This is a genomic window from Methylobacterium aquaticum, assembly GCF_016804325.1.
GTDB lineage: Bacteria > Pseudomonadota > Alphaproteobacteria > Rhizobiales > Beijerinckiaceae > Methylobacterium > Methylobacterium aquaticum_C.
Map to the genome: position 1 here is coordinate 2,002,639 of NZ_CP043627.1, position 24,408 is coordinate 2,027,046.

The 24,408-nt window shown below is 67.1% G+C and carries 21 protein-coding genes; 10 read left to right on the top strand and 11 right to left on the bottom strand.

From position 1 onward, the window contains the following. Window positions 1–7 precede the first annotated feature (7 nt). The 4 genes from F1D61_RS08890 to F1D61_RS08905 all read left to right on the top strand — a co-directional run bounded on the left by F1D61_RS08890 (window position 8) and on the right by F1D61_RS08905 (window position 4,051). Entirely contained in the window at window positions 8–877 is an 870-nt protein-coding gene (locus F1D61_RS08890; protein WP_203157548.1) for a carbohydrate ABC transporter permease, read from the top strand. Next, entirely contained in the window at window positions 874–1,779 is a 906-nt protein-coding gene (locus F1D61_RS08895) for a carbohydrate ABC transporter permease (protein ID WP_246775793.1), read from the top strand. Before F1D61_RS08890 ends, F1D61_RS08895 begins: the two co-directional genes overlap by 4 nt. A 306-nt stretch (window positions 1,780–2,085) precedes the next feature. Beyond that, window positions 2,086–3,141: a DUF262 domain-containing protein gene (locus F1D61_RS08900; RefSeq protein WP_203157549.1), complete on the top strand. Its 1,056-nt coding sequence runs from the start codon at window positions 2,086–2,088 to the stop codon at window positions 3,139–3,141. After that, window positions 3,134–4,051, top strand: coding sequence for a HEPN domain-containing protein (locus tag F1D61_RS08905; protein WP_203157550.1), 918 nt, complete (start codon window positions 3,134–3,136; stop codon window positions 4,049–4,051). Before F1D61_RS08900 ends, F1D61_RS08905 begins: the two co-directional genes overlap by 8 nt. A gap of 189 nt (window positions 4,052–4,240) precedes the next feature. Here the strand turns inward: F1D61_RS08905 and F1D61_RS08910 are convergent, their stop codons facing one another. From F1D61_RS08910 to F1D61_RS08930, 5 genes are all read right to left on the bottom strand, one after another. Beyond that, window positions 4,241–5,287 (bottom strand): ABC transporter ATP-binding protein, encoded by a 1,047-nt coding sequence (locus F1D61_RS08910; RefSeq protein ID WP_203157551.1) that lies wholly within the window; start codon window positions 5,285–5,287, stop codon window positions 4,241–4,243. Further along, on the bottom strand, window positions 5,284–6,267 hold the full coding sequence (locus tag F1D61_RS08915; protein ID WP_203157552.1) for an ABC transporter ATP-binding protein: 984 nt from the start codon (window positions 6,265–6,267) through the stop codon (window positions 5,284–5,286). Before F1D61_RS08915 ends, F1D61_RS08910 begins: the two co-directional genes overlap by 4 nt. A gap of 5 nt (window positions 6,268–6,272) precedes the next feature. Further along, window positions 6,273–7,217, bottom strand: coding sequence for an ABC transporter permease (locus F1D61_RS08920; protein ID WP_203157553.1), 945 nt, complete (start codon window positions 7,215–7,217; stop codon window positions 6,273–6,275). Window positions 7,218–7,233: 16 nt separating this feature from the next. After that, window positions 7,234–8,214 carry an ABC transporter permease gene (locus F1D61_RS08925; protein WP_203157554.1) on the bottom strand — a complete coding sequence of 327 codons (981 nt, stop codon included), beginning with the start codon at window positions 8,212–8,214 and terminating at the stop codon, window positions 7,234–7,236. Window positions 8,215–8,453: 239 nt separating this feature from the next. Continuing rightward, on the bottom strand, window positions 8,454–10,064 hold the full coding sequence (locus tag F1D61_RS08930) for an ABC transporter substrate-binding protein (RefSeq protein WP_203157555.1): 1,611 nt from the start codon (window positions 10,062–10,064) through the stop codon (window positions 8,454–8,456). 292 nt (window positions 10,065–10,356) lie between these two features. Between F1D61_RS08930 and F1D61_RS08935 the strand changes: the two genes are divergently transcribed. Continuing rightward, a complete protein-coding gene (locus F1D61_RS08935; protein ID WP_203157556.1) occupies window positions 10,357–11,526 on the top strand; it encodes a M20 aminoacylase family protein in 1,170 nt (389 codons plus the stop codon). A gap of 169 nt (window positions 11,527–11,695) precedes the next feature. Here the strand turns inward: F1D61_RS08935 and amaB are convergent, their stop codons facing one another. Together amaB and F1D61_RS08945 are read right to left on the bottom strand one after the other, a co-directional pair. Continuing rightward, on the bottom strand, window positions 11,696–13,225 hold the full coding sequence (amaB, locus tag F1D61_RS08940) for an L-piperidine-6-carboxylate dehydrogenase (RefSeq protein ID WP_203157557.1): 1,530 nt from the start codon (window positions 13,223–13,225) through the stop codon (window positions 11,696–11,698). Between the two features lie 110 nt (window positions 13,226–13,335). Then, window positions 13,336–14,370 carry an aspartate-semialdehyde dehydrogenase gene (locus F1D61_RS08945; protein WP_048429215.1) on the bottom strand — a complete coding sequence of 345 codons (1,035 nt, stop codon included), beginning with the start codon at window positions 14,368–14,370 and terminating at the stop codon, window positions 13,336–13,338. A 429-nt stretch (window positions 14,371–14,799) separates the two neighbouring features. On the opposite strand from F1D61_RS08945, the gene F1D61_RS08950 reads away from it, so the two are divergent. Both F1D61_RS08950 and F1D61_RS08955 read left to right on the top strand, forming a co-directional pair. Further along, on the top strand, window positions 14,800–15,690 hold the full coding sequence (locus F1D61_RS08950) for a hypothetical protein (protein WP_203157558.1): 891 nt from the start codon (window positions 14,800–14,802) through the stop codon (window positions 15,688–15,690). A gap of 97 nt (window positions 15,691–15,787) precedes the next feature. Beyond that, window positions 15,788–16,201: a hypothetical protein gene (locus tag F1D61_RS08955; RefSeq protein ID WP_203157559.1), complete on the top strand. Its 414-nt coding sequence runs from the start codon at window positions 15,788–15,790 to the stop codon at window positions 16,199–16,201. A gap of 117 nt (window positions 16,202–16,318) precedes the next feature. Here the strand turns inward: F1D61_RS08955 and serA are convergent, their stop codons facing one another. Further along, window positions 16,319–17,566 carry a phosphoglycerate dehydrogenase gene (gene serA / locus F1D61_RS08960; RefSeq protein WP_203157560.1) on the bottom strand — a complete coding sequence of 416 codons (1,248 nt, stop codon included), beginning with the start codon at window positions 17,564–17,566 and terminating at the stop codon, window positions 16,319–16,321. A gap of 511 nt (window positions 17,567–18,077) precedes the next feature. Here serA and F1D61_RS34010 point away from each other — a divergent pair. Then, window positions 18,078–18,674 carry an SCO family protein gene (locus F1D61_RS34010; RefSeq protein WP_246775794.1) on the top strand — a complete coding sequence of 199 codons (597 nt, stop codon included), beginning with the start codon at window positions 18,078–18,080 and terminating at the stop codon, window positions 18,672–18,674. A gap of 3 nt (window positions 18,675–18,677) precedes the next feature. On the opposite strand, the gene F1D61_RS08965 is transcribed toward F1D61_RS34010, so the two are convergent. After that, window positions 18,678–20,522, bottom strand: coding sequence for a glycosyltransferase (locus tag F1D61_RS08965; protein ID WP_246775795.1), 1,845 nt, complete (start codon window positions 20,520–20,522; stop codon window positions 18,678–18,680). 169 nt (window positions 20,523–20,691) lie between these two features. Between F1D61_RS08965 and F1D61_RS08970 the strand changes: the two genes are divergently transcribed. Further along, window positions 20,692–21,489, top strand: a complete 798-nt coding sequence (locus tag F1D61_RS08970; RefSeq protein ID WP_246775946.1) for a transporter substrate-binding domain-containing protein — start codon at window positions 20,692–20,694, stop codon at window positions 21,487–21,489. A 10-nt stretch (window positions 21,490–21,499) separates the two neighbouring features. Here F1D61_RS08970 and F1D61_RS08975 read toward each other — a convergent pair whose 3' ends face one another. Beyond that, entirely contained in the window at window positions 21,500–22,288 is a 789-nt protein-coding gene (locus tag F1D61_RS08975; RefSeq protein WP_203157562.1) for an SDR family NAD(P)-dependent oxidoreductase, read from the bottom strand. Between the two features lie 23 nt (window positions 22,289–22,311). Next, window positions 22,312–23,094: an SDR family NAD(P)-dependent oxidoreductase gene (locus F1D61_RS08980; RefSeq protein WP_203157563.1), complete on the bottom strand. Its 783-nt coding sequence runs from the start codon at window positions 23,092–23,094 to the stop codon at window positions 22,312–22,314. Window positions 23,095–23,382: 288 nt separating this feature from the next. Between F1D61_RS08980 and F1D61_RS08985 the strand changes: the two genes are divergently transcribed. Beyond that, window positions 23,383–24,408 (top strand): LLM class flavin-dependent oxidoreductase, encoded by a 1,026-nt coding sequence (locus F1D61_RS08985; protein WP_203157564.1) that lies wholly within the window; start codon window positions 23,383–23,385, stop codon window positions 24,406–24,408.

The window sequence follows — 24,408 nt, forward strand, 5'->3', positions numbered from 1 at the left end:
ACCGACCATGTCCGCAACGGTCGCTGAGGCAGCGCCGGTCGCCGCGGCCCAGCCCTTCCGCCTGACCTCGTGGCAGGCCTGGGGGCTGATCCTGATCGCGCCCTACCTGCTGATCTTCCTGTTCTTCGTCATCTACCCGATCGGCTACGGCCTGTGGCTGGCGCGCAGCCCCGCGAGCTACGTGCATCTGGCGGAAGACCCGATCTTCGCCCGCGCCGTCGTCAACACGCTGATCTTCCTGATCGTCGGCATCAACGTGAAGATGGCGATCGCGCTCGTGCTGTCGGGCTTCTTCACCAACGAGCGGAAGTGGATCCGCTGGCTGTCGGTGCTGTTCATCCTGCCTTGGGCGGTGCCGTCGATCCCCACCATCCTGTCGGTGCGGTTCATGCTCAACCCCGAATGGGGCATCGTGAACTCGCTGATCTTCCGGCTGACCGGCGATGACGGCCCGAACTGGCTCAACGACCCGAGCCTCGCGCTCACGCTCGCCATCGGCGTCCATATCTGGAAGTCGCTGCCTTTCTGGACGCTGATCCTGCTCGCCGGGCGGCTCGCCATCTCGGCCGACCTCTACGAGGCGGCCTCCGTCGACGGTGCCACCAAGTGGCAGAAGTTTTTGCACGTCACCTGGCCGTCGATGCGGACGCTCTACGTGACCTGCACCATCCTGTCGATGATCTGGACGCTGGGCGACTTCAACTCGGTCTACCTGCTCACCGGCGGCGGTCCCGCCGACCTCACCCACGTGCTGGCGACCCTCGGCATCCGGTATCTTCGCCTCGATCAGGTCGACGCCTCGATGGCGGCGGTGGTCTGCGCGATGCCCTTCGTGCTGCCGCTGGTCTACGTGCTGATGAAGAGGCTCTCGAAATGAGCACGACCCTGACAGCCCGCGCGACGCCGTCCGCCGAGGAGCGCGCCGCCGCCCGCACCAACTGGCTGCGCGCGGCCGGCACGGAGGCCAAGCTCCTCCTCATCGGCATCCCGGTCCTGCTCTGGACCGTGATCCCGATCTACCACCTCGTCCTGTTCGCGATCTCGCCGAAGCAGGACGCGATGTCGGGGGCTTTGTTCCCGGCCCACCCGACGCTGCAGAACTTTAGAATCGTGTTCGGGCAGCAGCACTACTTCCTATCGAACTTCTGGCAGCAATTCTGGAACTCGGCGGTCATCGCCTTCGCGACCGGCGTGCTGACGCTGTTCGTCGCCACCGCGGCGGCCTTCGCGATCAGCCGCCTGAAGGTGAAGGGCGGCCGGACCGTGATGAACATGGCGCTCTTCACCTACTTCATCCCGGCCGCGTTCCTGGCCGTGCCGATGTACAAGACGATGGGAGCGTACGGGCTGCTCAACAGCAAGTGGGCGCTGATCCTCGCGATGGTGACGATCGCCAGCCCCTACGCGATCTGGGTGCTGAAGCAGGCCTCCGACAAGCTGCCGGTGGAGCTGGACGAAGCCGCGATCATGGACGGCGCCTCGCCGCCCCAGCTCTTCCGCTTCGTCTACCTGCCGCTGATGGTCCCGTCCCTGGTCGCGATCGGCGTCTACGCGCTGCTGCTCGCCTGGAACGAGTACCTGTTCGCCTTCCTGCTCCTCTCCCGCGACACCGACGTGACCCTGCCGGTGGCCTTGGGGAGTTTCCTGGCGGCGGATGACTCGCCGTGGGAGCTGCTGATGACCACGGGGTTGATCTACGCCCTGCCGCCTGCCGCGATCTATTATGTGTTCAAACGGTATATGGTGGGTGGGTTGACGGCGGGGGCGGTGAAGAGCTGAAACTTAGAGACAACGAAATATGACATGTGGAAGCGGCCGCGAACGATACGTTTGCGGCCATTCTTGATTCAGTGAAGCGCAGGAATTTAATAAATTAAGCCTCTTGTTGCGGACAAAAATATTTTCTCATCACCGAATATCTCGACGCCAAATATGATCCATGTAATGTTTCAGGGACTGTGTCTGCGTCGGCGGGCAAAATCGGCTATTGATACGTCTGAGCAACTACCTTACATAGGGCGAAGTTGTTGAATCGTATAATCTGTAGCTTGAAAGTGACATGCGGAGCGCTTAGTGAGTAATTTGTTGACGCGTTTCAACGAGGCGCAAACACAGCTTGTAACTCAGACAGCTGATGTACCACTCGGCACGCTTGCACAAATGGTAGAGTCGGGAGGTATAAATTTACAGCCAGCCTTTCAAAGGCGCGAGCGATGGAAGATAGAAAAGCAAACTGCGCTCATCGAGTCATTTCTTTTGAATGTGCCGGTGCCCCCAATTTATTTATCTGAAGAATTCGATGGTACTTACACGGCTATCGATGGAAAGCAAAGATTGCATGCAATTAATGAATTTATCCATAATAGAATTGCACTTAAAGACCCAGAGAGATTGCAGGAGGCAAATGGGATTAAATTTGAGAATTTGCCTATACCAATACAAAACTCACTTATGCTTCGACCTTCAATGAGGGTTGTGACCTTGCTGCGGCAGACCCACACCGATTTAAAATATGAGGTATTTCTTCGCCTTAATCGAGGGGGTGAGTCATTAAACGACCAAGAAATTAGAAACGTGGCTTTCAGGGGAGTCTTGAATGACGCAATATACGAATTAGCCGGATATAATTTTTTAAAACAACAATTAAAAATCGAAAACGCAAAATCTGCCCCATATCGCAACATGGAAGACGCGGAATATGTATTGCGATTTATGACGCTATCGTCGGATCTCGAAGCTTTCAGTGGACGTCTATCTAAGGCGATGGACGATTTTATGAAAAAATATTCTGACCAAGACGAAGAGGTCATACAGCGATACAAAAATCTTTTTATTAAGTCTCTTGCGAGATGCGAGACTTTTTGGGGAGAAAACGCGTTTAAGCGGCCAGAGGGAGATAGATGGAGATCGCAATTTTTAGCTGGAATGTACGATGCGCAAATGCTGGCAGTGGCAAGGCTTGAAAACAATGTGCTGCATATAATTTCAGGTAGGCAAGATCGTGTGCTTGAAGTGACTCGAAATTTATTTCAAGATGATAGATTCGAGGAGTCCGTTCGGACGGGTACTAACACCCCACAGCGCATACGTTATCGTGTCGATGCTGTTTACAACATGCTGATGGCGATCGCTCGTGAGTAATGCAAGAGACAATTTTTATAAAACGATTGCTCTTATGCGATCGCTGCAATCAGACGCCTCGTTCATTGATCAGGGCATAGCGCCTTCAGATCACAACATAAAAGCGCGTATTTTGCGCAACGGATTGGTTGTTTCCGCCTTCTCTTTACTTGAAACTTATTTAGAAGATCGATTGGAAGAAGCTGTGGCTAGCTTGTCAAGTTCGGCTATACCATATAGCAGTTTTCCTGATGAATTTAGAAATTTCTTCACAGTGCAAGCGGTGCAAGGACTCGCCAATCGGTTAAAATTTTTAGATAAAAATGACAAATTAATATATGCTGAACAGAATATATCATCAATCGCAAGGATATTATCAAATCCAAGTTCGTATAACAAATTTGGCTTCAGTCCCAATGGATCAAATATTAAATCAGAAGATGTTAGAGATCTTCCAAAGTTATTTGGTGTCAAAAACGGCTGGTTTCAACTTCAGACTGTTTGTAGTGAAATTGGAGCATCGAGATTGGCGCTAAGTAATGATTTCGAAAATTTTAAAAAAGCTAGGAATGCTGGCGCTCATGATATCGGATCGAATATTGCTTCACTGGATCTGGACACTCATATTGAGACGGCGTTGCTTGTCGGTATATCGTCAGATATTTCTATCTCTAACGCAATTGAGTGGTTGTGCAGATCACACACGCACGCACTAGCCATGCAGCATATTTCAACGAATCGACCAAAATACAAATTTTTAGTAGAACGTGGAGACGGTCGATGGGCTGAATATGGCACAGGAAATGCGAGAATAATAAAAATATATCCAGATTTTGAAAATGCAAAAAGAGGGGCAGCGACTCGTAGTCGTCAACAAAATACGCATTTAGTTGCCAAAGATTTGAGTCTACGCCCTGTTTTTTTGATTTGATATTCTGTCGCTGGCTAACAGATAAGGAACATTTTATCAACATAAAAATTGCTATGTATATAGTACAAATCTATATTTAATTTATTCTGCACAGATCAATTAGGATGGCGCGCTAATTCATGGGAATAGGCTTTGCAGTGCGATCGACTACAAATAGCGCACTGCAAAGCACAAATTGATTACTTGTAATCAAGCAACAAACGTCAGACCCCCCGGCATCAACCGCCCTTCCTCCACCGCATGACACGCCACCCCATCCCGGAACACCGGCACCTCCGCCTTGCACCGGTCATTCGCGAACGGGCAGCGCGGGTGAAAGGTACACCCTGACGGCGGGTTGATCGGGTTCGGGATCTCACCCTGCACCGGCACCCGCTGCCGTCCGACATGCGCAAGATCAGGAACCGCATCGAGGAGCATGCGCGTGTAGGGGTGCTTCGGGGCGGTGAAGAGCTCGCGGCCGCCGCCGATCTCGACGATGCGGCCGAGATACATCACGCCGATGCGGTTCGCCATGTGGCGCACCACGGCGAGGTTGTGGCTGATGAACAGGTAGGTCAGGCCGAGCCGGTCCTGGAGGTCGCGCATCAGGTTCAGGATCTGGGCCTGGACCGAGACGTCGAGGGCCGAGGTCGGCTCGTCGGCGACCAGGAACTCGGCCTCGGAGGCGAGCGCCCGCGCGATGGCGATGCGCTGGCGCTGGCCGCCCGAGAAGGCGTGGGGGTAGCGCTTGCCGTCGTCGGGGTGCAGGCCGACCAGGGTCAGCAACTCGCCGACGCGGGCCTGGATCTCGCGCTCGCCCGACAGAATCCCGAAGGCGCGGATCGGCTCGGAGATGATCCGGTCGACCCGCCAGCGCGGGTTCATCGAGGCGTAGGGGTCCTGGAAGATCATCTGGATGCGCCGCCGCAGGGCCCGGCGCTCGGCGGCCTGGCGCGGGTCGGTCATCGAGATGCCGGCGATCGAGACCTCGCCGTCGGAGGGCGGCATCAGGCCGACCACCATGCGGGCGACCGTCGACTTGCCGGAGCCGGATTCGCCGACGATCGCCAGGGTCTCGCCCTTGGCGACCGAGAACGAGACGTGGTCGACGGCGCGGAGGTACTGGCGCGGCTGGCGCTCGATCACCCGGTTGAGCCAGGGGCGCGAGACGTCGAACAGGCGGCGCAGGTCGCGGACCTGCACGTAGTCGGGCTGGGGAGCGATCACGGGCTTCAAGGCGATGTGGGGCTTCATGCGGCGGCCTGTCCGGTCGCGTCGTAGAGGTGGCAGGCGACCCGGTGGGAGCCGACGACCAGGGGCTCGGGCCGGTCGACCGTGCAGCGGGCAAAGACCTTCGGGCAGCGCGGGTTGAAGGCGCAGCCGGGCGGGATCGCCGAGAGCCGCGGCATCGCGCCGGGGATCTGGGCCAGGCGGTCGGCCTCGTGCGACAGGGACGGGATCGCCCCCATCAGGCCCTTGGCGTAGGGGTGGAGCGGATCGCCCACCACCGCCGCCACCGGGCCGATCTCGGCGACGCGGCCGGCATACATCACCGCGACGCGGTCGGCGGCCTCGGCGATCACCCCCATGTCGTGGGTGATCAGCATCACGGCGGTGCCGTGGTCGCGCCCGAGGCGCTTCAGCAGCGTGATGATCTGGGCCTGGACCGAGACGTCGAGCGCCGTCGTCGGCTCATCCGCGATGATCAGCTCCGGCTCGGCGGCGAGCGCGAGCGCGATCACGACGCGCTGCCTCATGCCGCCGGAGAATTCGTGCGGGAAGCCGTCGATGCGCCGCTCCGGCGCCGGAATGCCGACCTCGGCGAGCAGGTCGATCGCCCGCTGGCGGGCGGCCTTGGCCGAGAGGTCGGTGTGGGTGCGGATCGTCTCCTCGATCTGCCGGCCAACCCGGTAGAGCGGGTTGAGGCTGGTCAGCGGGTCCTGGAAGATCATGCCGATGCGCTTGCCGCGGACCTTCCGCATCGCGTCGGGCGAGAGGTTGTCGATGCGCTCGCCGGCGAGGCGGATCTCGCCGCCGGCGATGCGGCCGGGCGGGTCGATCAGGCCGATCACCGCCGAGCCGGTCACCGACTTGCCGGCGCCGGACTCGCCGACGACGCCGAGCACCTCGCCGCGGTTGATCTCGAAGGAGACGCCGTCGAGGGCGGTCAGCACGCCGCGGCGGGTGGCGAACTCGACCCGCAGGTCGCGCACCGAGAGGACGGGTTGGGTCATGTCGGTCATTGCAGCTTGGGGTTCAGGGCGTCGCGCAGCCAGTCGCCCAGCAGGTTGATCGCGAGCACGAGGCCGGCCAGCGCCAGGCCCGGAAAGGCGACGATCCACCACTCGCCCGAGAACAGGAAGCGGTTGCCGGTGCGGATCAGCGTGCCGAGCGACGGCATCGTCTCCGGCAGGCCGGTGCCGAGGAAGGAGAGCGTCGCCTCGGTGATGATGGCGAGCGCCAGGTTGATGGTGGCGATGACGAAGACCGGGCCGGTGACGTTCGGCAGGATGTGGCGGGTGAGGATCACCGGCGCCGACAGGCCGATGAGCCGGCCGGCCTGGACGTAGTCCTTGTTCTTCTCGACCATCACCGAGCCGCGCACGGTGCGGGCATACTGCACCCAGAACGACAGGCCGATCGCCACGACGATCAGCGCGATCTGCGCATCCGCCTCCATGTGGCCGCCGGCCACCGCCTTGGCGACGCCGTCGACGATGAGCGCGATCAGGATCGCCGGGAAGGTCAGCTGCACGTCGGCGACGCGCATGATGATCGTGTCGACGAAGCCGCCGGCATAGCCGGCGATCAGCCCCAGGCCGATGCCGATGAAGCCCGACAGCAGCACGCCGAGCACGCCGACGAGGAGCGACAGGCGCATGCCGTAGAACACCGCCGAGAGCACGTCGCGGCCCTGGTCGTCGGTGCCGATCAGGAACGGCGCCTGGCCGTCGGCGTACCAGATCGGCGGCAGGCTGGCATTCATCAGCTCGAGCTGCGCCGGGTCGTAGGGGTTCTGCGGCGAGATGATGGGGGCGAGCAGCGCGAGCGCCACGAACAGCACCGTGGCGACGAACGCCGCCATTGCCAGCTTCGAGCGCTTGAAGCTGGCGAAGAGATCGGAATCGAGGAAGCGCGCGAGGCGCGACGGCGGCGCCGCGGCGGGGAGGGCGGGGGAGGACATGGGCTTCAAACTATCCTCACGTCGCCCGTCGCACCGAGAGGCGCAGGCGCGGATCGACGATGGTGTAGAGGAGATCGACCACGAGGTTGATCGTCACGAAGATGAGGGCGACCAGCAGCAGGTAGGCGGCCATGATCGGCACGTCGACGTTCTGCACCGCCTGCACGAAGAGCAGGCCCATGCCGGGCCACTGGAACACCGTCTCGGTGATGATCGAGAAGGCGATGATCGAGCCGAGCTGGAGGCCGGCCACGGTGATGACCGGGACCAGCGTGTTCTTCAGCGCGTGGCCGAAATGGATCGAGCGGGTGGTGAGGCCGCGGGCGCGCGCGAAGCGGATGTAGTCGGTGCGCAGCACCTCCAGCATCTCGGCCCGGACGAGGCGCATGATCAGCGTCATCTGGAACAGGCCCAGCGTGATCGAGGGCAGGATCAGGGCCTTCAGGCCCGATGTCGTCAGGAAGCCGGTGGTCCACCAGCCGATCCGCACCGTGTCGCCGCGACCGTAGGAGGGCAGCCATCCGAGCGTGACCGAGAACAGGAAGATCAGCAGGATGCCGATCAGGAAGGTCGGCAGCGAGACGCCGACGAGCGAGATCGCCTGGACGAGCTTGGCGCCGACGCTGTCGCGGCGGAGCGCCGAATAGACCCCCATCAGGATGCCGGCGGTGAGCGCGAACAGGGTAGCGCAGAAGGCCAGTTCAAGCGTCGCGGGCATCCGCTCGGCGAGCAGTGTCGAGACCGGCTGGCGGAACTGGTACGAGTTGCCGAACTGGCCGCGCACGGCGTTGCCGGCATAGCGGGCGAACTGCACCAGCACCGGATCGTCGAGGCCGAGGCTCTGGCGGATCTGCAACCGCTCGGCATAGGGCGTATCGGGTGCCACGAGCTGGTTCACCGGATCGCCGGCGAAGCGGAACATCGCGAAGGCGATCAGCCCGACCGCCAGCAGCACCCCGACGGATTGCAGCAGGCGGCGGAGAATGAAGGCGAGCATGAGGGGGTTTCTTGGGTTCTCTGATTATGATGCGTGAAGCGCGGGATCCCCTCTCCCGTGTGGGAGAGGGGTAGGGGTGAGGGTGACACGGTTTTGAGTCTGGCTCTGACCGTTGAGCTGCCAGCACCACGCTCAGCGGTTCACACTGAAGCCTGTCACCCTCACCCCCGGCCCCTCTCCCACCCGGGAGAGGGGAGACCCGCGCCTTTCCTTTCACTCGGAATAGTGGGGGAGGCGCCTTATTGCTCCTTCGACACCCAGTACAGCATCATCTGGTTGTCGGCGCGGGGCACCAGCTTGACCTTCTTCGACACGCCCCAGGCCAGCGCCTGCTGGTGGAGCGGGATGTAGCCCCAGTCGCCCATGACGATCTCGTAGGCCTGCTTGATCATCTGGTTGCGGGCCGCCTGGTCGGTCTCGCGCTCGATCTTGTCGGCGAGCGCATCCACCTTCGGATTGCAGTAATTCCCGAGGTTGGTGGTGCCGCGCGGCGAGGACTTGTCGGTCCGGCAGCCGGCGATCTCGTACAGGATGTTGTGCGAGTCCATCGACGACGGCGTCCACCCCAGCATGTAGAACGAGGTGTCGAAGGCGGGCTTCAGGATCTTGGCGAAGTACTTCGCCTTGGGCTGGGCGATCAGGTTCACCTTGACGCCGACGCGGGCGAGCATCGAGGTCACGGCCTGGCAGATCGCCTCGTCGTTGACGTAGCGGTCGTTCGGGCAGTCCAGCGGCACCTCGAAGCCGTTGGGATAGCCGGCTTCCGCCAGCAGGGCCTTCGCCTTGTTCGGGTCGTAGGCCGGGCGCTTGAACTCGCCGGCGAGCGGGAAGAGCGGCGGGGCGATCAGCAGGGCCGCCGGGGTGGCCTGCCCGCGCATCACGCGCTTGACGATCGCGTCCTCGTCGATCGCGCGGAAGAACGCCTCGCGCACCCGCACGTCCTTGAACGGGTTCTTGCCCTTGACGTTGGAGCCGCGCAGCTCGTCGCTGGTCTGGTCCATGCCGAGATAGATCGTGCGCAATTCGGGCGCGTTCACCACCACGGCGTTGGGGCTGGAGCTGACCCGGCTCTGGTCCTGGAGCGGGACCGGGTCGATCCAGTCGACCTCGCCCGAGATCAGCGCGGCGACGCGGGTGGCGTCGTTGCTGATGGTGGTGAAGATCGCCTCGTCGAGGTTCGACTCGACCTTGCCCCAGTAGCCGTCGAACTTCTTGAACACCGTGCGCACGCCGGGCTGGTGCTCGGTGATCACGAACGGGCCGGTGCCGTTCTCATGCAGGGCCGCGTAGCTCGGGGCCGTGGCGGCGACCGGGGTGGGCTTGAGGGCGTCGTGCTTCTCGGCCCAGGTCTTCGACATGATGTACCAGTTGCCGAACTGGTACAGGGCGATCGGGTTGGGGTTCTTCAGCACCATGTCGACGGTGTGGTCGTCCACCTTCACGAAGGTGGCGTCCGCCGGAACGTTGGTCTGGAAGTTGGAGCCCGGCGCCCGCACGCGCTCGGCAGAGAAGATCACGTCGTCGGCGGTGAAGGGCGAGCCGTCGTGGAACTTGACGTTCTTGCGGAGCTTGAAGCGGTAGCGGGTCGGCTCCGGCGTCTCCCAGGATTCGGCGAGGCCCGGGACCAGCTTCAGGTCCTTGTCGCGGGTGACGAGCGACTCGTAGACCGCGCCGTGCGCGGCGATCGTGAACGTCTCTTTCAGGGTGTACGGGTCGAGGGACTTGAGGTCGCCCTGGAAGGCGAACCGGAAGGTGTTGGCGGCCGAGGCCGGCGCGGCACCGGCAACCGCCATGAGGGCGGTGGCGGCGGCCAGGCAGGCCAGCAGCGGACGGGACTTCACGAACGACATCGACGGGTACACTCCGCGGGGGGACGCTGAGGCTCTTACTAGAGCCTTCCGGCGCCGCGCGCGACGCCAGAATGATGAAAAATGATGCATCGTCCCGGCCCTTCTCGCCGGATGGTGCACGGGACAGGAACGATCGCGCAGCCCTAACAAGTCCCGGGCCAACCGGCCGGGGCCATGCGCCGGGCGCCGGGCCCGCGCCGTTCGCGAACGGCCGGAGGGAGTTGACCGCGCGCCACTCTGCCTGTTGCATCCTGCCCGTCCGTTTTCCGCCCCCACACGAGCGTATTGTCACATGCCCGTCATCAACCGCGTCGCCGCCCTCTCCGACGAGATCACGGCCTGGCGCCGCGACTTCCACCAGCATCCCGAGCTGCTGTTCGCCCTCGACCGCACCTCGGGTCTCGTGGCCGAGCGGCTGCGCGCCTTCGGCTGCGACGAGGTGGTGACGGGATTGGGCAAGACCGGCGTCGTCGCCGTCATTCGCGGCCGCGATACCGGCTCGGGCAAGGTGATCGGCCTTCGCGCCGACATGGACGCCCTGCCGATCGAGGAGACGAGCGGCGTCCCCCACCGCTCGACGGTGCCTGGCACGATGCACGCCTGCGGCCATGACGGGCACACCGCGATGCTGCTCGGCGCCGCCAAGTACCTGGCCGAGACCCGCAACTTCGACGGCACGGCCGTCATGATCTTCCAGCCGGCGGAGGAGGGCGGCGGCGGCGCCGACGTGATGCTGAAGGACGGCCTGATGGAGCGCTTCGGCATCCAGGAGGTCTACGGCCTGCACAACATGCCGGGCTTGCCGCTGGGCAGCTTCGCGATCCGCCCCGGCGCGATCATGGCGGCGGCCGACCGGATCACCATCACGGTCAACGGCAAGGGCGGCCACGCGGCGGCCCCGCACAACTGCATCGATCCGGTGCTGGTCGCCTCGCACATCGTCACCGCGCTCCAATCGATCACCTCGCGCACGATCGATCCGATCGAGTCGGCGGTGATCTCGATCACCCAGGTGAAGGCCGGCGACGCCTTCAACGTGATCCCGGAATTCGCGATCCTCAACGGCACGGTGCGCACCCTCTCGGAGAGTGTCCGCGACCTGTGCGAGGCGCGCATCGCCCAGGTGGCCTCGAACGTCGCCGCCGCCTTCGGTGCGACCGCCACCGCCGATTACGGCCGCGGCTATCCGGTGACCGCCAACGATCCGGGGCGGGCGAGCTTCATGGCCGACGTCGCGGCGGAGGTCTCGGGCGAGGGCGCGGTGGAGCGCGCGGTGCAGCCGATGATGGGCGCGGAGGATTTCTCCTACATGCTGAACGCCCGGCCGGGCGCCTACATCTTCCTCGGCACCGGCCCCGGCGCCGGGCTGCACCACCCGGCCTACGACTTCAACGATCAGGCCGCGCCCTACGGCGTGTCGCTGTTCGCCCGGATGATCGAGCGGGCGATGCCGGCGGCGTGAGGCGGAACGGCCCGGCGCTTCGGCGGCGCCGGGCCGTCATCCCTTCTACCAATGGCCCAAGATGCTGACGCATCGGGCCATTGAGCCATCTCGAATTGTCTACGCCAAGCCAGAGGCTTGACGAAAATTCGAGAACGGAACCAAAGGTCGTTTCCAACGACCGTTGGTATTACACCTCGAACGTCACGCCCTGCGCCAGCGGCAGGGTCTTGCCGTAATTGATGGTGTTGGTGGCCCGCCGCATATAGGCCTTCCAGGAATCCGAGCCCGCCTCGCGGCCGCCGCCCGTCTCCTTCTCGCCGCCGAAGGCGCCGCCGATCTCGGCGCCCGACGGCCCGATATTGACGTTGGCGATGCCGCAATCGGACCCCGAGGCCGACAGGAAGATCTCGGCCTCCGACAGGTCCTTCGTGAAGATCGACGAGGACAGGCCGGCCGCCACCGCGTTCTGGGCCTGGATCGCCTCCTCCAGCGCGGTGTAGCGGGTCACGTAGAGGATCGGCGCGAAGGTCTCGCGGCGCATCGGGCCGGTCTGCTCGGGCATCTCGACGAGAGCCGGGCGGACATAAGCCGCCGCCTCGCCGCGGATATCGCGCAGGCGCTCGCCGCCATGCACCGTGCCGCCGATGGCCCGGGCCTCGTCGAGGGCACGCGCCATGGCGTCGGCGGCCGCGACGTCGATCAGCGGGCCGATCAGGGTGGCGGGGTCGCGCGGATCGCCGATCCGCACCGAGCCGTAGGCCGCCTTCAGGCGCGGCACGAGGGCATCGTAGACCGAGTCGTGCACGAAGAGGCGCCGCAGGGTGGTGCAGCGCTGGCCGGCGGTGCCCATCGCCGCGAAGGCGATGGCGCGCAAGGCGAGGTCGAGATCGGCGGACGGAGCCACGATGGCGGCGTTGTTGCCGCCGAGTTCCAGGATCGCCCGGGCGAAGCGGGCGGCGAGCTTCGGCGCCACCTGCCGGCCCATCGCGGTCGAGCCGGTGGCCGACACGAGCGCCACGCGCTCGTCCTCGACCAGCCGCTCGCCCAGCTCCCGCCCGCCGACCAGCAGCCCGAGCAGGCCGTCGGGCGCTTCCGCACCGAAGCGCTTCACCGCCTTCGTGGCGAGCGCGTGGACGGCGAGCGCGGTGAGCGGGGTCTTCTCCGACGGCTTCCAGATCACCGGATCGCCGCAGACCAGCGCCAAGGCGGCGTTCCACGACCACACCGCCACGGGGAAGTTGAACGCCGTGATCACGCCGCAGACACCAAGCGGGTGCCAGACCTCCATCATGCGGTGATCCGGCCGCTCGGTGGCGATGGTCAGCCCGTGCAATTGCCGCGACAGGCCGACGGCGAAGTCGCAGATGTCGATCATCTCCTGGACCTCGCCGAGGCCCTCCGAGAGGATCTTGCCGGCCTCCAGGGTCACGAGGCGGCCGAGATCGTCCTTGTGCGCACGCAGCTCCTCCGCCAGCAGCCGCACCAGCTCGCCGCGGCGCGGGCCGGGCACCCGGCGCCAGGCGAGGAAGGCCTGCGCCGCATTCGCCACCACCGCCTCGGCCTCGTCGGACGTGGTCTGGCGCACCGTCGCCACCACGCCGCCATCGACCGGCGAGCGGGCCGGGAGTCCCTCTTCCGCGAAGGACGAGGCCGGGACGCCGAGGCGCTCCAGGACCGCCAGGGTGTCGTCGCGGACGGACAGGATGGTGGGGGCCATGCGGGCATTCTCCCTTTCGACGAAAGACGGCCCGCCTCCTTGCGGAAGGCGGGCCGGGTCGGGTTCGCAACTCTACGGGATTCCGTCCCGATTCGCAGCGGGACGGCGCGTCACGCGGCCTTCTGCTTCGGGGAGATCAGCTTGCGGTTGATCAGCACCTCGGCGATCTGGACCGTGTTCAGGGCCGCGCCCTTGCGCAGGTTGTCCGACACGCACCAGAACGACAGGCCGTTCTCGACCGTGATGTCCTCGCGGATGCGCGAGATGTAGGTCGCGTCCTCGCCCGCCGCCTCGTGGGGGGTGATGTAGCCGCCGGGCTCGCGCTTGTCGTCGACCAGGATGCCGGGCGCCGAGCGCAGGATCTGGGTCGCCTCCTCGGCCGAGAGCGGGCGCTCGAACTCGACGTTCACCGCCTCGGAGTGGCCGATGAACACCGGCACGCGCACGCAGGTCGCCGTCAGCTTGATCTTGGGATCGAGCATCTTCTTCGTCTCGGCCACCATCTTCCACTCTTCCTTGGTGGAGCCGTCCTCCATGAAGACGTCGATGTGCGGGATGACGTTGAAGGCGATGCGCTTGGTGAACTTCTGCATCTTGACCTCGCCGGCGGTGAACACCGCGCGGGTCTGGTTGAACAGCTCGTCCATCCCTTCCTTGCCGGCGCCGGAGACCGACTGGTAGGTCGCGACGACGACGCGCTTGATGGTGGCGGCCTCGTGCAGGGGCTTGAGGGCCACGACGAGCTGCGCGGTCGAGCAGTTCGGGTTGGCGATGATGTTCTTCTTGGTGAAGCCCACCACGGCGTCGGCATTCACCTCCGGCACGATCAAGGGCACGTCGGAATCGTAGCGGAAGGCCGACGAGTTATCGATGACGACGCAACCCTGCTGGCCGATGCGGGGCGACCACTCCTTCGAGGTCTCGCCGCCGGCCGACATCAGGCAGATGTCGGTGTCGGAGAAGTCGTACTGGTCGAGGGCCTGGACCTTCAGGGTTTTGTCGCCGAAGGAGACCTCCTGGCCCAGGCTGCGGCGGGAGGCGAGCGCCACCACGGTATCGGCCGGGAAGGCGCGCTCGGCCAGGATGTCGAGCATCTCGCGGCCCACATTGCCGGTGGCTCCGACGACGGCAACCTTGTAACCCATCTCAATCGCTCCAGTTCGGACTTGACCCTCCCCGGACGATCTCAGGCGGGCTCGAAGGAGCCCGGCCTCCGTCCGCCACGGACGGGGAGGGATCCGAGGACGACGCGAGGCTTCAGCCGGCGGCGGTAATCGCCGTCGTGGCTTTGCGTTTCGTCGTGGTCGACACAGGCCGCATGGCGCGGTCAGTCCTCGGAAATGGCGACACCCGAGATGGGGTGCGCGAGCGCGGGAAGCAACAGCCCGAACGCCTCGGCCTGTCAAGCGTCGTGATCGCGTGACGGCGACAGATTCCGCCTGCCGTCACCTGTTAGGGTTTCGGTAACTCTGCGGTCGCTCGGCCGGGGACAAGTCGGGGCCGGTCAACGAAATCGCTAAAATGCACAGGGATCCTGGGTTGGCGACCACGCGCAACCGTAAAGGAGCGATCCCGTGCGGCAGAGGCCGGACTTCGACGATGCCGCCCTGGCACGGGCGGGCCACGCTCTTGCGCGGGACATCGGCCCGGTCGAGCCGATGCTGCCGCGGCATTTGCCCCGTGCCGTTCCGACGCGCTCCTGGCGCCGGCGCGCCGCCGGGCGGACGATCGGGGCCGCTTCGGTGATCGCGCTGCTCAGCGTGCTCGCGAGCGAGCGGCGGCAGGCCGATCCTCAACTCGATCCGCCGGCGACCCGGGCGGCGGCCTTCGTGCCGCGCTACGCCGCGCCGGCAGTGGCTCCGCCGGTCTGGGGCGAGGTGGCGGCCGACCGCTACCGGCTGGGTGAGGCGGCCGGCAGCGCCCGGATCCAGGCGGGATTGCGGGAGGACACGCTGACCGCCGGCACCTTCGGGGTGCACGAGGCGCCGTTCCTGCGCCTCGTCGCCACCGAGACGGCCGAGGCGGACGGGGAGGGGAGCCTGTTCGTGACGCTCGCCCGCCGGGCCGCGGAGGCCGGCGGTCTCGCGGTCACGCGCACCGGGGAGCGCGGCCAGCTCGCGACGCGGTTCGGGGTGCTCGACACCGTCGACGCGACGCTCGCCGATGCGGAGGGGAAGCGCGCCTGCACGGCGTTCCGTCTCAACGCGGCCCTGCGGCTCGACGGCTGGCTCTGTGCTCCCCTCGGGCAACTGCCCGAGCCGCAGGCCGTGGCCTGTACGGTCGAGCGCCTGAACCCGCGGCCGGGGGCTCAAGTGTCACCGGCTATCGCCGCGATGCTGGCGGCGCCCCGCACGGCGTCCTGTCCGCCGGAGGAGCCGGCCACCACCGCGGCCTTGCCGGTGCCGCGCAAGGCGGTCCGAAGGAATGCGGCGAGAGTGCGGCATTCGCGACCGGGCCCACCGTGAAGGGGAACCTCGGCCGCGTTCGCACGTCTCTTTTTCCAAAGGCGTCGTTTCTTAACGAGTGCGACGCTACCCTGGCGACGATCAGCAAAGGTGCGGCATGCGCTTCCAGACTCTCGCCCTGACCGGGCTTCTCTCCCTCGCGGCCCTGGGCGCCGGCACCGCCTCCTCGCAGGCGCAGGACAGCTACGTCATCCGCAGCTACAAGGACGGGCAGGGCCTCGCGATCCGCGTGCGGCCGCGCAGCTGGCTCGATGCCGGCAACGTGGTGGAGGCCAATTCGGGCGCGACCGGCAACCCGGCCACCAACCCGCACTTCATCACCGCGTCCTACCTGAACTCGCCGCCCTACATCGCCAACCGCGAGCGGTTCGGCGGCGCCGGCATCCTGCCCGACCCGATCACCAACGGCCCGTTCATCGGCGCCCGCCGCAGCGCCGTCACCGTCGACCTGTCGGCGATCGACTATCTCGATCCGACCTCGCCGCTGTCGCGGGCGCGCTACGGCTACTGACGCAGCCAACCATCAACCGGACGTGCGACGGGCCCCGAGAGGGGCCCGTTTGCGTTCATGGTCCGGTCGATCGTTCCATGGGCTGCCGGGGACCGTCTCCCGTCCCCGGCGCCGGTGTCAGCGGCGCTCGTAAAGCAGCCGCGCCCGGATCGTGCCGTCGATGGCGCGCAGCTCCTCGAGCAGGGCCTCCGGATCGACGTCGGTCGTGTCGGTCTCGACCACCACGTAACCGACCTCGCCGTCGGTCTGGTAGAACTGCGCCGCGATGTTGATGTGCTTGCGGGCGAAGGTCTCGTTGAGGCGCCCGAGCATGCCCGGCAGGTTGCGCTGCACGTGGATGAAGCGCAGGCCGGTCGGCCGGGCCGGCAGCTGCACCTGCGGGAAGTTCACCGCGCCGACCGTCGAGCCGATATCCGAGTAGTCGACGAGCTTGCGGGCCACCTCGGCGCCGATGCGTTCCTGCGCCTCCTCGGTCGAGCCGCCGACATGGGGCGTGAGGATGACGTTCTCGAGCCCCTGGAGCGGCGAGTTGAAGCGCTCCTGGTTCGATTTCGGCTCGACCGGAAACACGTCGACGGCGGCTCCCCGCAGGTGGCCGTCCTTCAGGGCCGCCGCCAGGGCGTCGAGATCGACCACCGTGCCGCGGGAATTGTTGATGAGGTACGAGCCGGGCTTCATCGCCCGGATCTCGGCCTCGCCGATCATGTTGTTCGTCGAGGCGGTCTCGGGCACGTGCAGCGAGACCACGTCGCTCTGGCTTAAGAGCGCGTTCAGGCTCTCGACCGGCTCGGTGTTGCCGTGGCGCAGGCGGTCGGTGAGATCGTGGAAGATCACCTTCATGCCCATCGCCTCGGCGAGGTTCGAGAGCTGCGAGCCGATATTGCCGTAGCCGACGATGCCGAGCGTCTTGCCGCGGACCTCGAACGAGCCGTTGGCCGACTTGTCCCAGCCGCCGACATGGGCCGAGACCGAGCGCGGCACGATGCGGCGCAGCAGCATCACGATTTCGCCGATGACCAGCTCGGCCACCGAGCGGGTGTTGGAGAACGGCGCGTTGAAGACCGGGATGCCGCGCCGGCGCGCCGCCTCGAGGTCGACCTGGTTGGTTCCGACCGAGAAGCACCCGACGGCCATCAGCCGGTCGGCGGCCTCGAAGGCGGCCTCGTCGAGCTGGGTGCGCGAGCGGATGCCGACGATGTGGACGCCCTTCAGCGCCTGGTGCAGGTCGGCCGGATCGAGCGCCTTGGCCAGCCGCGTGACGGTGACGTAGCCGGACGCCTCGAGCAGCGCCACCGCGCTGTCGTTGATGCCTTCGAGCAGCAGGACGCGAATCTTGTCCTTGGGCAGTGAGAGCTTGTCGGCCATGGGCGGGTCTTCTTGCAGGTCTTCTTGGAAACGGGAGGCGGAGACCGCTGGGGGCGCGGGAACCGGTCGCGGCGAGCGATAGGAGAGCGTGCGACGCAACGCAACATGGCGGGCGAGGCCGTGCGCCTGCTCACGCGCAGGGCAGTGCTGCGCCTGCTGCGCGGGCATTCCTTTTCGACCGGCAGGGCGACCCCGTGCCCCCTTGCAGGACGACGCGGGCGGTGCTCCACCGGCCTCTGCCCTTCATTCAGGACCGCCCCGGGGGAAAGAAAGAGCGCGGGTCCCCCCTCTCCCGAGTGGGAGAGGGGCCGGGGGTGAGGGTGGCTCGGGTTCCGCAATGACCTCGAACCGTCGAGCTGCGCAGCTCGACGCTCTCGGCTTCACGCGGAACCGTCTCCACCCTCACCCCTACCCCTCTCCCACTCGGGAGAGGGGATCCCGCGCTCGATCTTCAAAGGGTTTTGCCCCGAGCAGCCCTGCCCTCTCACGGGAAACCAGGAAGACACCGCCGATGCCCCTCACGCCCCGGATGCGCCGCGCCGCGATCCCGCTCCTCGTCTTCGTCCTCGGCCTCGCGGTGCTGGGCTTTACCGCCAGCCTGATGCTCGGCCGGCCCGTCGCCACCGGCGTCAGCGCGGTCGGCGGGCCGTTCACCCTAGTGAACCAGGACGGCCGCACGGTCACCGACCGGGACTTCTCCGGCAAGCCGCACCTCGTGTTCTTCGGCTTCACCCATTGCCCGGACATCTGCCCGACCACCCTGCAGCAGATCTCCGACGTGCTGGCGGCTCTGGGACCGAAGGGGAACGACGTGAAGGCGCTGTTCATCACCGTCGATCCCGAGCGCGACGATCCGAAGGCGCTGAAGGAATACCTGTCTAGCTTCGATCCCCGCATCGTCGGGCTCACCGGCTCGCCCGAGGCGGTCGCCGCCACGGTGAAGGCCTACCGGGCCTACAGCCGCAAGGTGCCGCTGAAGGAGGGCGACTACACGATGGAGCACACGGCGCTCGTCTACATCATGGACGGACGCGGCCACTTCGTCGGCTCGCTCAACCTGATGCGTCCGGCCAAGGACGCCGCCGACGAGGTGGCGCGCCAGCTCTGATGCTCACGGTCTCCGCCGCACCGCCCGGGTCATCGCCCCGGTGCGCGAGGTGGCGGAGAGGCCGTGCTCGGTCTTGTTCCAGCGATGGGGCGCCAGCAGCAACTCGACGAGGCCGAGCCAGGCGGCGACGCTGACGAGGCCGTAATAGACCGGCATCACCAGCACCCACGGGACGAGGCTCCACCAGCCCCGCCGCAGGCCGCCGACGAGGGCCGGCAGCCACATCGCACCGAGGCCGGCGGCGAACACGGTCAGTCCCGTTGCCGTCACCAGGCTGGCGAGAAGGCCGGGGCCGGTCGCCAGCGGATCGGCGGCGAGGTGCCAGGCCGCCAGCCCGATCCCGAACGGATAGGCCAGGGCCGAGACGACCGTGCCGGGCACCATCGCCACCGCGCAGAGCAGTCCGAGCGGCCCGAGGCGGCGCCAGGCCCGGACGGGGTGCCGGCTGTGGGTGATGGTGGTCTGGACGAAGCCCTTCATCCAGCGGGTGCGCTGGCGCAGCCAGGGCCGGACGCGGGCCGGCGCCTCCTCCAGGGTCGCGAGCGGCAGGTCGCCGACCCTGTAGCCGGCGAGCGACAGGCGCAGGCCCAGATCGGCATCCTCGGTGACGTTCCAGGCGTCCCAGCCGTGCAGCTCGCGCAAGACCTGCGTGCGGAAATGCGTCGTCGTCCCCCCGAGCGGCACCGGCAGGTGCGCCGCCGTCAGCAGCGGCAGCAGCACGTCGAACAAGGCCGCGTATTCGAGGGTGAAGCAGCGGGTGAGCCAGGAATCCTCGGTGTTGTCGATCACCAGCCGGCCCTGCAGGCAGGCGAGCCGGTCCGAGCCGGCGCGGAACAGGGCGGCCGCCGCCTTGAGCTGTCCCGGATCCGGCACGTCCTCGGCGTCGTAGACCACCAGGTGCTCGCCGCGGGCGAGCGGCAGGGCGACGTTGAGGGCCCGCGGCTTGGTGCGGGGCAGGCCCGGCGGGGCCGTCACCACCTCGAACCGAGCCGGCAGCGGCAGGGCGGCCAGCGCCGCCGCGGTGGCCGTGTCGTCGGCCTCGATCACGAATTTCAGGTCGAGCTTGGAGGCCGGGTAGTCGAGGCGGGCGAGCGCGCGCACCAGGCGCGGCACCACCTTCGTCTCGCGGTAGAGCGCCACCAGCACGGTGTAGGCCGGCAGGTCCGCATCCGGCAGGGGAGGGACGTTCGGTAGGGCTGCCGGCCGCAGCAGCGGGGCGGCGAGGCGGAAGACGATCACCGCCAGGACCGTGAGGTTGAGGAGCACCAGGAGGGCGAGTTGCAGCCAGGGCGAGGCTTCGAGGAGCAGAAGCGCGGCCGCCACCCCGAGCACCAGGACGAGAACCTGGGCCGGATGCAGTCCCGGGCGATAGGCCCAGTCGGGGGCCCGCACCTCCAGCGCCTCGGCGGCCCGGGCCGCGGCGCGGGGCCCGGCGGTGGCGAGCACGGCGCCCGCGAGCGCCGCCGGCGTGGTGAGGACGGCGCCGAACGGTGCCCCGGCGGCCAGCAAAGCCGCCACCGCCCCGGGCGGCGGGGCGAGGAAGACCTCTCCCGCGGCCCCGACGGCGGCGCCGAGATGGATGTCGTCGGGAAACCGCGCCCCGGGATGCAGGACGAGGCCGGCACCGCGGAACGGCCGGCCGAGCGCCCGGGCGAGGGCGGCGTAATATTCCGCCTCGCTCATCAGGCCGGATCGCAGCAGGGCGGCGGCCGGCTCGGTGCCCTCCCGGCGCGCCAGGAGGGTGGCATCGCGGACGAGGCCGAGATCGACGCCCTGGCCGAGCAGGAAGGCGAGTTCGCCGGGCAGGACGAGGGCCGCACCCTCCGGAGACCGGACCTCGACGAACATCGCACAGGCCCTCGACGAGGCCGGCTCCCACCGGCGGAGGTTCGTGGTAGGAGAGCCTATGGCCCCTCCCGTCTCCGCGACAGCGTCGCGCTTCTCCGCCCGCGAATTCCTTGCGCATGTGGCGCGAGTGCCGCAGCGTCAGATACAAGGCCTGCTTGCCGCCGCGCTGATGCTCGCGGCGGTTCCGGCCGCCGCCGCCGAGCCGGTGACGATCCCGAATTTCTGGAATCCCCGCGCCCGGCTGGAGCGGCCCGAACCGCCGCAGACCACGCGGCCGATCCGCTTCCTCACCGACGACGAGTACCCGCCGCTGCACTTCGCCGGGCCGGACGGCAACCCGACCGGCTTCGCGGTGGAGCTGGCCCGGGCGGCTTGCGAAAAGCTCGGCCTGACCTGCACCGTGCAGGTGCGCCGCTTCGACACGCTGCTCGACGCGCTCCAGGCCAACCAGGGCGACGTGGTGGCCGCGGCGCTCCCGCTCACCGCGACGCTCAGGGCCAATCATCAGGCGACCCGGCCGTATTTCCGCTGGCCGGCCCGCTTCGCGGTGCGGGGCGACAAGAGCCTGCCGGCGCCCGACGCGAAGGTCTTGTCCGAGCACCCGACCGGCGTGGTCTCGGGCACCGCGCACGAGGCGTATCTGCGCACCTTCTTCCACGCGACCCCGAAGACCTATCCCGATCTCGGCACCGCCGAGGCGGCCCTGCGCCGGGGCGAGATCGAGTACCTGTTCGGCGACGGGCTGGCGCTCGCCCTGTGGATCGGCGGCACCGAGGCGGCGGGGTGCTGCGCCTTCTCGGGCGGCGACTACCTGGAGAACCGCTATTTCGGCGAGGGCATCGGCTTCGTCACCCGCAAGGAGGACGAGGTCCTGGCCCGCGCCCTCGACGACGCGCTCCAGCGCCTGTGGGACGAGGGGAAGTATGCGGAGCTGTACCTGCGGTTCTTTCCGGTGAGCCCGTTCTGAGCGGGTGCCGTCAGGCCCGCCGCGGCACGAACGGATGCGTGCTCGACAACCCGCCATCCACGCTGAGCGCCTGGCCATTGACGTAGGACGCATCCTCGCTCGCCAGGAACACGGCCGCTGCCGCGATCTCTTCCGGCAGCCCCGCCCGGCGCTGCGGGTTGAGCTGGCCGATGCGGTCCTCCTTGCCCCTGGCGCGGGCCGCGGCGAACAGGCCCGCGGTCATGCCGGTCTCGATCAGGCCGGGGCAGACGGCGTTGATCCGCAGGCCCGACCCCGCAAAGGCGTCGGCGGCGGTCTGGACGAGGCTGATCACCCCGGCCTTGCTGGCGCTGTAGGCCGCCCCCGCCGCGTTGGCGCGCAACCCCGCCACCGAAGCGGTGCAGACGATCGCGCCGCCGCCATGGCGCAGGAGCAGCGGGCCGCCGTGCTTGATCGCCAGGAAGGCGCCGATCAGGTTGACCCGCAGCACCTCCTCCCAGAGGTCCACGCTCTGCTCGGTGAACGGTACGGTGCCGCCGCCGATGCCCGCATTGGCGTGGATCGCGTCGAGCCGGCCGAATTCCCGCTCGGCGGCGGCGAGGACGCCGGTCACGTCGGCCTCGCGGCCGGCATCCGCGGTCAGCGCCAGGGCCCGGCCGCCCTCCGCCGCGATGAGCGCCGCGGTCTCCTCCGCGCCGGCGGCGTCGCGGTCGACCACCGCGACCGCCGCGCCCTCGCGGGAGAAGAGCAGGGCGGAGGCGCGGCCGATGCCGCTGCCGGCGCCGGTGACGAGGACGGCCTTGTCGGTGAATCGTGCCATGATGCCCTCACGCGCAAGTCGTCTCAGGCTACCGTGTAGCCGCCGTCGATCACCAGCACCTGGCCGGTATGGTAGGCGGAAGCCCCGCTCATCAGGTAGACGGCGATCCCGCCAAAGTCCTCCGGTCGGCCGAAACGGCGGGCGGGGATGCGCGGCAGGTTGAAGGTCACGAACTTCTCGTTCGCCATCAAGCCGGCGGTCATCTCGCTCTCGATCCAGCCCGGCAGGATCGCATTCGCGGTCACGCCGTAGCGGGCGAGTTCGACGGCCAGCGCCCGCACCATCGCGTTGAGCGCCCCCTTGGTGGCGCCGTAATGCTCGTTGCGCGCAGCGCCCAGCAGCGAGGCGACGCTCGACGTGGCGACGAGCCGCCCGAAGGCGTCGCCTTGGCCGGCGCGCTCGGCCATGTGCCGGCCGGCGACCTGGAAGCTCGCCACCACCCCGTCGAGGTTGACCGCGAAGGTTTGTCGCCACTCCGCCGCGTCCCGCTCCAGGAACGAGCGCCGCCCGCCGCCGGCCACGCCCGCATTGGCGAACATCCCGTCGACCCGGCCGAAGCGGGCGAGCGTCGCGTCGAAGGCGCGCTGCACCGCCTCGGGGTCGGAGACGTCACAGATCTCGGCCGCGACCGGGCTGCCGGTGGCGGTCAGGCGTTCGAGGGCGTGCCGGTTCTTCTCCGCGTCGCGGCCCCAGATCGAGACCGCGCAGCCGGCCCCGGCCAGGGCCTCCGCCATCCCGAGCCCGATGCCGCCATTGCCGCCGGTGACCACCGCCACCCGGCCGGTGAGATCGAACACGCCCGCCATGGATCCTCCTCGGACCGCCCGTCTCGTCGCTGCCGCGGGCGCAGCAGCCAGCATCGGTGAAACGCCGGACCCGGGCAAGGCCCGCTTTCGAAATCCCGGGATGGGTGGAAGTATCCGCCCGATCGAGACATCCGAAGAGCTGGTATGTTGGCTCGCCTGTGCTGGAACCTGCTGGCCCGCGCCGCCCATGCATGTCACGCATCAGCCTCACGCGCTTGCAACCGCCGCCCTCAACCCAAATCTTGAACGCCAGCAGGGGACACGCACTCCCACATCCGGAACCCGCCGATGCCGCCACTCTCCGTCCTCGACCTCGCGCCGATCCCGAAAGGGTCCACGCCCGGCGACGCGTTGCGCAACACGCTCGACCTTGCGCAGCACGCCGACCGCTGGGGCTTCACCCGCTACTGGGTGGCCGAGCACCACAACATGACCGGCATCGCCAGCGCGGCGACCTCCGTCGTGGTGGGCTACATCGCCGGGGGCACGCACCGCATCCGGGTCGGGGCGGGCGGCATCATGCTGCCGAACCACTCGCCGATGGTGATCGCCGAGCAGTTCGGCACGCTGGCCGAGCTCTATCCGGGCCGCATCGATCTGGGCCTCGGCCGGGCGCCCGGCACCGACCAGCGCACCCTGCGGGCGCTGCGCCGCGACCCCGCCGCCTCCGACCACTTCCCCCAGGACGTGCTCGAACTCCAGACGCTGCTCGGGCCGCTCGATGCCGGCCGGGTGATCCAGGCGGTGCCGGGCACCGACACCAACGTGCCGCTGTGGATCCTCGGCTCCAGCCTGTTCGGGGCGCAGCTCGCCGCGATGCTCGGCCTGCCCTACGCCTTCGCGTCGCATTTCGCCCCCGACGCCCTGATGCAGGCGCTCGAGGTCTACCGCGCCCGCTTCGAGCCCTCGGGCCAGCTGGCCAAGCCCCACGCGATGGTCGGCGTCAACGTGATCGCGGCCGAGACGGACGGGGAGGCGCGGCGGCTGTTCACCTCGGCGCAGCAGGCCTTCACCAACATCTTCCGCGGCACCCGCGGCCAGCTGCCGGCGCCGATCGACGACATCGAGACCTACTGGTCGGGCCACGAGAAGCTGCAGGCCTCGGGCATGCTGGCCTGCTCGGTGGTCGGCTCGCCCGAGACGGTGCGCCAGGGCCTCGCGGCGATCGCGGCCCGCACGGGGGCCGACGAGCTGATGGTGGCCGCCGCGATCCACGACCACCGGGCGCGCCTGCGCTCCTACGAGATCCTGGCCGACATCATGAACGAGCCGCAGCGGGCCGCGGCGGATCGGCGCGAACCCGCTCACGCCTGA